The organism is Ruminococcus sp. zg-924, assembly GCF_024433635.1.
GTDB lineage: Bacteria > Bacillota > Clostridia > Oscillospirales > Acutalibacteraceae > UBA7067.
Genome location: NZ_WNJZ01000021.1, coordinates 25,681 through 36,278, shown reverse-complemented (window position 1 = coordinate 36,278; position 10,598 = coordinate 25,681). Strand labels below are relative to the sequence as shown.

Annotated in this window: 5 protein-coding genes and 1 pseudogene; 3 read left to right on the top strand and 3 right to left on the bottom strand. The window is 42.9% G+C overall.

Annotated features, from left to right (window positions below; all coding sequences use genetic code 11):
* Positions 1-246: 246 nt before the first annotated feature.
* The 3 genes from GMA13_RS09800 (at position 247) to GMA13_RS09790 (ending at position 4,859) form a co-directional block, all read left to right on the top strand.
* Positions 247-1,218: an RING finger protein gene (locus GMA13_RS09800; RefSeq protein WP_255883467.1), complete on the top strand. Its 972-nt coding sequence runs from the start codon at positions 247-249 to the stop codon at positions 1,216-1,218.
* Positions 1,219-1,252: 34 nt separating this feature from the next.
* Positions 1,253-2,122, top strand: a complete 870-nt coding sequence (gene galU, locus GMA13_RS09795) for a UTP--glucose-1-phosphate uridylyltransferase GalU (protein ID WP_255883466.1) — start codon at positions 1,253-1,255, stop codon at positions 2,120-2,122.
* A gap of 70 nt (positions 2,123-2,192) precedes the next feature.
* Positions 2,193-4,859 (top strand): DEAD/DEAH box helicase family protein, encoded by a 2,667-nt coding sequence (locus GMA13_RS09790; RefSeq protein ID WP_255883465.1) that lies wholly within the window; start codon positions 2,193-2,195, stop codon positions 4,857-4,859.
* Between the two features lie 71 nt (positions 4,860-4,930).
* Here the strand turns inward: GMA13_RS09790 and GMA13_RS09785 are convergent, their stop codons facing one another.
* The 3 genes and pseudogenes from GMA13_RS09785 to GMA13_RS09775 all read right to left on the bottom strand — a co-directional run bounded on the left by GMA13_RS09785 (position 4,931) and on the right by GMA13_RS09775 (position 10,359).
* Positions 4,931-5,566 (bottom strand): orotate phosphoribosyltransferase, encoded by a 636-nt coding sequence (locus tag GMA13_RS09785; RefSeq protein WP_255883464.1) that lies wholly within the window; start codon positions 5,564-5,566, stop codon positions 4,931-4,933.
* 179 nt (positions 5,567-5,745) lie between these two features.
* Positions 5,746-5,853 (bottom strand): annotated as a pseudogene (locus tag GMA13_RS09780) (transcriptional regulator); the annotation flags it as partial.
* Positions 5,854-5,856: 3 nt separating this feature from the next.
* The gene (locus GMA13_RS09775) at positions 5,857-10,359 is read right to left on the bottom strand and encodes a SpaA isopeptide-forming pilin-related protein (protein ID WP_255883463.1); all 4,503 of its coding nucleotides are present in this window, start codon (positions 10,357-10,359) and stop codon (positions 5,857-5,859) included.
* Between the last annotated feature and the right edge of the window lie 239 nt (positions 10,360-10,598).

Here is a 10,598-nt window from a genome sequence, read left to right as displayed (position 1 = left end):
TGCTTCTTGTGTTAATATATTCATGAGAAGTACTTCTTTCTTGGTTAATGTTTTGTAGCTAATCCATTATACCATATTTTGAAGTTACTTCTCTTTTTATTGGTTCATATCATTTTAACACATACATCGGAAAATTAATTGAAATAATTGAATTGTTCCGAAAAACAATTGATAATTCAGCTGGTGTTTGTTATAATATGAAAATAAAATGTTGTTTTTATACAAATTTGAAGGGAGCTTATGTTTTTGGACTTCAAAGATAAAAGATGCCAGGTGTGCGGCGTTCCGTTTGACGACAACGATGATATTGTTGTCTGCCCGGAATGTGGCACTCCTCAGCACAGGAGCTGCTATGAACGTCTTGGAAAATGCGTGAATTCCGACAAGCACGGAGAAGACTTTTGCTGGGGCGAAAACAGCGATGTTTCAATATGCACGCATTGCGGCGCTGAAAACCCGAAGGATGCTATGTTTTGCGTTAGCTGCGCCCGTCCACTTGGTGACGATGACTCTAAGGACAACACGCAAAGCCAGCGCACCGCTCCGCCGTTTGGCGGCACAGCACCGCAGGGTGTTCCGTTTGGCTTTGGCGGCTTCGATACGTCTAATATCTACGCAAATTACGGAATATCTATGGACGAGGAATTATCCCCCGGTGTTACGGCGCAGGAATGTGAAAGCTACGTTAAGACCAATGCTTTTTATTACCTGCCGGTGTTTAAAAATTTTAAGCGCTTCGGCAAGGGACGCTTCAACCTCTCCTCCGCACTTTTTACCGGCGCATGGTATTTATATCGCAAGCTTTATGCGGCGGGCGCTGTTTTCATTGCAATTATAGCCGCCTGCTTGACAACCGAGGCATTTTTTATCAATGATTTTTTGAGAACTTACAGCGACATTCAGCAAACACTTGGCACTGCGGCAACCTCTGTTCAGATTGTTGATTACGCATTTAATAACTTAAGCGCACTTGAGCTTTGGAAATTCATCTTGCCTTGCCTTGCTAATCTTGTAATGTTTGTCACAATGTTTGTAAGCGGACTCGTGGGAAACAGAATTTATTACAAGCATACTGCAAAGCATATTAAAAAAATCAAGGACGCCAAGCCCGTAAACCTCAAGGAAGCTTTGGCGAATGCCGGCGGTGTAAACACAATAGCGGCGGTTGTTGTTATGGTATGTTATTTTGCGTTCAATTTTATAATTCAAATAGTTTAACAAATTCAACAAAAATTAAAAAGGAGAAATGGGTATGAAAGTTACAAAGGCCGTTATCCCTGCAGCAGGACTTGGCACAAGAGTTCTTCCTGCGACAAAGGCTATGCCTAAGGAAATGCTGCCTATCGTCGACAAACCGTCAATACAATATATTGTTGAAGAAGCTGTAAAATCCGGAATCACTGACATTTTGATTATAACAAACAGAGGAAAGGGAATTATTGAGGATCACTTTGACCGTTCACCGCACCTTGAGTCCAGCCTTGAGCTAAGCGGCAAGGACGATGTTCTGGAACAATTGAAAAATATTGCCGACCTTGCAAATATCTACACAATAAGACAAAAGGAAACCAAGGGTCTTGGTCATGCAATAAGCCGTGCAAAGGCTTTTGCGTCGGGCGAACCTATTGCTGTGCTGTATGGCGACGATGTTATCATTGGCGAAAACCCTGCTTGCGGTCAGCTTATTGAGGCGTATGAAAAATATGGGCTCGGCGTTGTCGGAGTTAAAGAGGTAAAGCCGGAGGACATACATAAATACAGCTCTCTTAAGGTTGACAAGCTTGAGGGCAACATTTACAAATGCACCGATATGGTTGAGAAGCCTGACAAAGACCACGTTTTATCCTACTTCTCAATTCTTGGCAGATGTGTTCTTCCGCCTGAGATTTTTGATATTCTTGAACACACACAGCCCGGCGTCGGCGGTGAGATTCAGCTTACTGACGCTATGCGTCAGCTTGCCATAACAAAGGGTATGACTGCGGTTGACTTTGAGGGCACAAGATATGATATGGGTAATAAGCTTGGAATATTAAAGGCTACCGTTGAGGTCGCTCTTCAGCACCCTGAGGTTAAGGACGGATTCAGGCAGTACATTAAGGAAATAGCAAAAACACTTTAATATATAGTAATAATTTGGGGCAGTTTTTATTCACTGCCCCGATTTCATTATAAAGAATACGAGGTATTTTATGAAAACATTTGAACATACACGCTTCAACGGCGTATTTCGGGATTATCAGCAAAAGGTGTTAAACAATGCGCAAAGCCATATTAATGACGGAAAAATCCACATTGTTGCTGCTCCGGGCAGCGGCAAAACAATACTTGGTCTTGAGCTAATCCGCCGGATAAACCGACCTGCGCTTATACTATCGCCGTCTGTTACAATAAAACAGCAGTGGGGTGAAAGATTTTGCAGTGGCTTTTTGAACGGGCAATCCGGTGACGGGTATATATCATACGACCTTAAAAATCCAAGCCTGCTCACCTCAGTGACATACCAGGCGCTTCATTCTGCATTTACAAAAACATCTATTCCAAACGAACACAGCGACGATGACGACGACTGTGAATATGACGCACCTGAGGACTTCAAGGATTTTGACCTTATAGCACAAATCAAAGCGCACGGAATCGGCACAATATGTCTTGATGAAGCTCATCATTTGAGGAGTGAATGGCAAAAGTCGCTTGAGGGATTTATTGAGGCGGTATCAGGCAGTGTGTATGTTATTTCGCTTACTGCTACTCCGCCCTATGACAGCACGCCAAACGAATGGAAAAGGTACATTTCGCTTTGCGGTGAAATTGACGAGGAGATATTTGTTCCTCAGCTTGTTGCACAGAAAACACTGTGCCCTCATCAGGACTACATTTACTTCAATTACCCGACTGACGAAGAAACGGCTGTGCTGCGCCAATACAATCAAAAGGCGGAGCAGACTGTAAAAGAGGTATTATCCGGAGAAATATTCAAGCAGATTTTGTTCTCACCTGTACTAAGCAGCTACCGTGAAAACGAGGAATGTATTCTTGACAATACACAGGGTTTTATTGCCATACTGTGCCTTGCAAAACACGTAGGAGTAAAAATTCCTAATGACCTTATAACGCTTGTATCGCCGAGCGACAGACTTCCGGAATACAGCATAACCTTTGCACAGACTGCCTTTCAGTTTGTTATAGATTCACCGTCTATATTCGGCGAACAGGTGTCAAAGGCTTTGCTTACAAAGCTTTCCCAATCAGGACTGATTGAGAAAAAGGCGGTTGCTCTGACAGGCAATGGAAAAATTAATAAAATGATGATTTCATCACTTGGAAAGCTTAAGAGCATTGAAGCAATAGCGTCGGCAGAGCTTAAGAGCCTTGGCTGTAATTTGCGTATGCTTATACTTACCGACTATATCAAAAGAGATATGTTGGGTATAGTCGGCACACAAAGCAACATAACCTCAATGGGTACTGTTCCGATATTTGAAGCCTTGCGGCGAACACTCGGCAGCAGTGCAAGTATTGCTGTACTTTCGGGTGGTCTTGTCATTTTACCAAACAACATAATAACTGCTGTATCACAGCTTGCGGCAAAAGCAGGCGTTGAATTTTCGTCAAAGCCGATAGCTGACACTTCGCACAGTGAAGCTGCTTTCAGCGGCTCAAACAAGAACAAGGTTGCCGTTATCACCGAGGCATTTTCACAAGGATTGATCAATATTCTTATAGGCACAAAATCACTGCTTGGCGAGGGTTGGGATTCGCCGTGCATAAATTCGCTGATACTTGCAAGCTTTGTCGGCAGCTTTATGCTCTCAAACCAAATGCGTGGCAGAGCAATTAGAATGGATAAGACAAATCCGGGTAAGGCTTCAAACATATGGCATTTGGTAACGGTTGAGCCTGATACCCAAAACAGCGGCGGCATAGCGGGAAACGACTTTGCCACAATGGAAAGACGGTTTGAGGGTTTCCTCGCTCCGAGCTACAACAAAAACACAATTGAAAGCGGCGTGCAGCGCCTCGACATAATCAAACCGCCGTATACTAAGGAAGGCTTTGACAGAATAAACGCTCAGATGCTTGAGCTTTCGCAAAACAGAGCAGCGATGGCTGCACGGTGGCAAAATTCAATCGGCGTCGGCAAAAAGACCGAGGTAATAGACGTAAGCGAAATTCCTGCCGAGGTACAGCCACAGGGATATTCATTCAAAAACAGGCTTGCGCTTGTTATGTTAATTATTTCGCTTGTCGTGCTTGTTGTTTCGGTTGTATGCGCATTAACGCTTAACACCTTATCCATTACGGCAGGTGCGGTTTTAGCAGCTGCATTTGCGTTAGCAGGCTTGATATTCGCTTTTGTAACACTCTCAAAAACAAGCGGCTTTGTTTCTCCTAAAAAGACTGTGCAGACCTTTGCAACGGCTTTACTCAGGTCGCTTAAATCCGCAGGAGAAATTAACAGCCAAGACGCTTATGTTGAAGTTACAAGCGATAAAGCAGGCACAACCGTAAGCGCTGCACTAAAAAATGCAAGTGCACATGAGAAAGAAGTTTTTAAAAAAGCGATTAAGGAGCTTCTCTCGCCAATTGAAAACCCAAGATATGTATTGGTTAAGAAAAAGAACGTCAGAAGGATTTACAGCCAAAGCTACGCCTGTCCTGCTATATTAGGCACAAAAAAAGAAAACGCACAGCTTTTGGCGGCTAACCTACGTTCTTCTATGGGCGACTCTGAGGTAATATACACAAGGTCAAGAGAAGGCAGAGCAGAGCTTTTGGCTTGCAGAAAGCAATCTTATATAAACAAAAACGACATTCATATCAGGGGTAAAAAGGCAGCTGTATCTGAGTGGAGCTAAATAAGAACGCAAAATGCGGCACTTTGTTTTAAGTGCCGCATTTTAATTTCCGATATTTTTATAACTTGTGCTTACAGCTTTGAGTAGCCATAGCTATTTACAATTGCCTCAATTCTATCTCCGTTTTTACAAAGAGGACAGTTGTGCGGGTTGTAGCTTTCGTAGCCGTCAAGGTCGTTGGGGTCGAAAATTGAATTAACAGGAATTCCGCCGCACTCGGTTACGGTTGCGAATATTCCCGATACACCTACAACTGTGCCGCCGTAGTAATTCACAGCGTCAATAGCCGCAAGAGCAGTTTTGCCGGTTGTAACAGACGCCGCAAGCACAAGAACGTGCTTGCCTGTAATCATTGGGGTGAGATTATCACGGAAAATCAACTGTCCGCCCGATGTAAACTCCGGCGATACTATGTAGATTGTCTGGTGAGCGTTCATATTGATGAAGTCCGCTTTTGTAAGCTCCTCGGCAACACAAGCGCCTATAACCTCTGTGCCGTCTACGCAGAATATTGTATCAATAATTGTGTTCGCACGGTAGTGTGCTACAAGCGCCTTTGCAACCGCCTTAGCCTCAGAGAGCCTTGTTTTCTGGGTTGTAACGTCTATATAGTAGTTTGTATGGCTGTGTGTGGTAGCAAAATGACCCTTTGCAATGCGCAGGAAAAGGTCTTTATTCTTCGTTCTTATCTTATACATATGTTCCATATTATGTGCCTCCGAATTAGGATACGTAGAGTAAACAGGGTATCCTCATAATTTCATAAGGATATTTTACAATATATAAACAAAAATTTCAAGGATAAATTTAAATATTTATTTAATATTCATTTTTAAGCTATAAGTAAAGCGGCACAGTACCCCAAGCTTCTGTGCCGCTTTATGCATTATTTTTTCTTGATTGGATACCTTATAACCGTTTTCAGTCGGCTTTCATCACAGCGGCGAGGGTCGCTTAAATAAATTTCGTGGTGATGCCTTGCGTAGGTTATGTCGTATCACTGCCTTTTGTTTATGCGTTTTTTTATGCAAACACACACAACAGAAATCGTAACAAGTAATATTCCTCCTGCTATGTACATAAATATTCCGCTGCCGCCTGCCATAGGCAATTCAGCACTTTTGTTGCTTAAAATGGTAACTGTGTAGGTGTATAGACCATTCTCATCCGCTACGCCCTCGTCTACATATGCTCGTTGTTCGTCAGACGGATCTCTCGGAGACAAAGTGAGCGTTGCCTTATCTATGATAAGCTTCACCGGCTCATTCAGCTTATTATACCCGTTTGAGGGCTTGACCTCTTCCAGATAGTATTCGCCGTTAGTAAGTCCGTTAAACGCCTGCGCTACCCCGTCAGTGTCTGTGGTCACAACCATAGCAGTATTAACATCTGTATTCCAGCTCACATTATTTTCGCTGTACCCTGCGTAATACTCATTTTCGTTTTGTAAATTCAAGCGGTACAGCCTGAACTGAGCGTCTGAAAGTGCTTCGTTTGACTTGTTCACATTCTTCACTTTCAAGGTTGTTTTCTGATTATCCGTAACCCTGATATACGTAGAACGTGAGAATAGATTAGTCAACTCGTCTCCTCGCAAGTCGTCGTAGGTTGCACCCAATTTTTCAGCTTCAACAGATCCATATTCATAATCCTGGTATATTTCATAGTACGGCCAGCCCTCAGTAGTAAACAGGCGTCGGTACCCGTCCGAATCCTTACCCTCGTTGCGTATCTTATTAGGCACATAGTTAAATGCAACTCCCTTATTATCTTTTGCATACATCAGGTATGTTCTGAAAATCTTCGATTCGTCCGTTGTAGTTTCATTTGAATTATTTATCATCAGGTAGCCGTCTTTGATTTTGCTCGCATCTCCAACATCGGCAAAGCTTTTGCTCTCATTAGATATTCGCATCTGAGCATAAACCCAAGACAAGGTAGTGTTGATTTGACCTACTGAAGCGAACTCATGCAGAGGACTAACCAAGTAGCCCGGTCCTCTGCCAACAGTAACACCGTCATCTACTGTTCCGGCATTGGCATAGATTGTATCCTTTGTCACCAGAACCATGATATCCGACGTATTCAGAGAATACCCTGCCGGAGCGTTTACCTCTTTTATAATGTATTGCCCGGCAGTCAAATTCATAAACCTGACAGTACCGACATGGATTCCATCTTCAAACGATTTTGTTACATCGGTTTTCAACGGAGTGATACGGATTTCTCCGTCGGTAATCTCGCCGTTGGAAGAAATGACTGCATTTTCTGAAAGAGTGTGGTATTCGCCGTCCTCCAAAAGATACTGTATTGTGTTATCGTTCAACTGCTTTACCTGATACATAGCAAAGGTTGCGCCGTTGATCTTTTCACCTTTTTCATTAAGCTTCTGAACAAACACATCGTTTATCAGGTTTGGAATCTGAATTTCTGCACCGAATGAACGCCCAAAACCATTGTATTGAACACCGTCTATCGTTCCGGGGTATGAATTCACACTGTATGTATTGTCGGCTGTTGCATTTTTAAGGCTTGACTGGTCTGTCCAGTAGTAACAAACCAAATATTGCACATTTTTGAGTTCGTCTTCACCGAGCATGTCGTAATAGGCTGAGATATGTCCGGGAAGGTTTTCCATTGTAATCTTCATATTACCGGAAACCGATTTATTAAAGCAAACATTGCCATATTCCTGCGCCTTTTTTGCCGCCTCTATTGAAGCATTAAGTAAGCTTTTTCCGCCACTCATATCAATTAGCTGATAACCGTCGTCATCGCTGCCATATAACGGCGTCCAACTGCTTTCACTGGTAAAATCTCCCACTGCATCGCCGTTTTCATCTACTTCACCGGTATATTTAAATACTACGGCAAACAACGTACCGAAAGGATTGCCGTCCATGTCACAATATTCTACGGCTTCACTCCCGTTATACGGTCTTCGCAGATAAATTGCGTCAGTAGCCGTTACCTGATAATTGGTTGCCGAACGGACACCTGAATCCGTGGTGTTATCACACATAATTATTTTTTGTGTTGTGCCTTGAAATATTCTAAGGTGTACGTTACTGGATACCATTCGGTAACCGGTCGGTACTTTTACTTCCTTGATAATAAAGTTATCGCCAAACAACTCACCAAGCTCGTTTATGGTATAATCCTTACCGTCCGGGTCTACAAAGATCAACTCACCATTTTCGTCGGTAGTGCCGCAATACAGTGCCTGAGCCAGAATATTTCCTGAGCTGTCTATCATATCTCCATTTTCATTATATTCTAGTTCACTATCAGGCGGCACGTCAACAACTGCACCGCCCTTGTTATAGAGCAAATCATATGCGCTGTTTGCTGCAAATACTGCAAGGGTTGCCCCCTGCACAGGTTCGCCGTATTCGTTAATCTTTTTGATGCCGGTCTGGGGAACCTCGGTCAGGTTGTATTTCAATTTCATGTTAGAGTCGAAATTACCACGCTCCAGGAAGAAAAACTTCAGCGTATGTACGGTACCGTCCTTGTATGTACCATTATCGTTCCACTGCGTAATGTCAGACTTTCCGGCAGCATCATAGCACTCTTTTAAGGTTGTCTTAATCGGTTGTTCATATCCATCAACAACACCCACTTCTACTTCGCCGGTAACAAAATTTATGTTTACGCTTGACATATCATGAATACCACCCACGTCGCCTACAAGCACGCCGTCAATGAAAACCCACACGTCATCATCGCCTGAAAATTCAAAGGTGGTAGGCGTAGAACGTTTTTCGTTAGTATATCCTCCGTTCTCCTGGAGAAATCTGTTAGTTATGGTCATACCGAAATAGTGGTTCAACTTTGAGTCCTGACTTGTGGATGCCATAATTTCAGGCGCTTTGTTGAGTGGAAAAAACTGTCCGTCCAACGAAGGCTTGTCATAAACATTAAATTTATGGCTCTCTTTGTCAAACTCTGCCATTTGCGTTTTGCAGTCAAAGGAATAGTAGCCCTCGTTGTCTACGGAAAACAGGCCGTTCACGTTTCTGAATGACTGTTTTCCCTGGCTCTCATATGCCGGATTGAACAGGTATTCCAGAGATTCGGTCGACACGGTTCCTTCCCCCTGGTAATTGCCGGAAAGAACAGGATACCCGTCGACAAGATTATTTTGCACAACACCCTGCAGGGGGTTCAATCCATCGCCGGTCCATTTATTCAAGACTGACGCACCTTCCTGATCTCCGTGCACAAATTTAAGAGCGTGGTCCTGATTAATCTTGCCGTTCAAATCTGCCTCTACATTGTCGGGGTCATTTTTATTCTGCGACACCCAGTAGTCAAACAGATTGGTGACTGTGTTGGTTGAAGAAACGGTTTCGACCCGGTTAGCCGTTTGCATTTCACCATTATAGTCCAGAATTTGCAGACAAGAGCCGGAGTCGGCTTCACTCCACCCTGCCCAGCCGCTGCAATAATCACTATCATCTCCAAACGTATTCAGATAATTGCCGTTTGATTCGATTGTAACGCAGTCTGTATATTCCTCAAGAGTAGCCTGTTGCACCGTAAAAGCGGACGCATCGTCCATGCTTGTCAAAGTAAGGCTTTGACCTTGCAGCTTCAAGTATTGACCGTTTCCGTCATAGATACGATACTTATCATCTATTTTTTCAAAACACCATATTTCATAACTTTTATAATTGCTGGCATTACCTAAGCCCGGCCGGTTCGCTTCTAACATATTACCGTCGATGACTGTATTAGTCAGAACATTACGCCGACTGTTTCCGGCAATGATATAAGGCGTGTTTTCCTCAATACCTGTAACTGCTACCTGTTGCAGGCTTGATGCTTTGTCCCACCAGATTGAACCGTCTTCGCCATAGCCACAATTTGCGCTTCTTTGTGTGCCCTCGTCTGTATTACTTAATGGCATTACATCCCTTTTAACAGACGAACTAACCGAGTTTTCCAATTTCTTATAGCAAGAATCATCGTGTATATGCTTGGTTATCTGAAGCTTGCCGCAAATAAGCGTTCCGTTTTTGTCATAGCAGGTATCGTCATGTGTGTGCAGCACCGCCGTTTCCTCGCAGATCAGCGTTTTTTCAGTCTCATAGCAGCTGTCATCGTGGGTATGACTCTCTTCATTTGTGCAAATCAGAACTTGCTGCTCTTCATAGCAATTTTCGGTATGCCGGTGCTCATCTATATTAGGCAGCTTGCAATTAAGCTCGTTTTCCTCATTATAACAGTTTTCATCGTGCGAATGAATAACAAAGTCTGCCTCACCGCAAATCAGATTTTCATCAGAGTCATAGCATTGTTCCGTGTGATGATGAATATTCAGCGGACAGTCAAGAACCAGTTGCTCATTTTCAATAGCAATTACAGGCATTATCAGGAATTGGACGGTACACAAAGCGACAATAACAGCAATCACAGCTGATACCTTGCAATACCATTTTCGACTTCTTCTTTTCTTGACTTGCTCTTTACACAAATGCTTAGAATTTCTATTCATCAACCAATTATGCCACCTTTCCATAATTTTAAATATATCAAATATCAAATTTAAAAGACAGCAAAAGCAGTCATCTAAGGTTAACAACTTCGTTTAACAGCCGCACACGAAACATAATCTTTCAGAAAATCAGCACTTTTGCAATACAGCCCGCAATAGTAGACACCATATATAATGGCAATATAAACTATTTTTGACATTTTCACTTAATATTCTCTTATATCTTCTGTGATTATAGC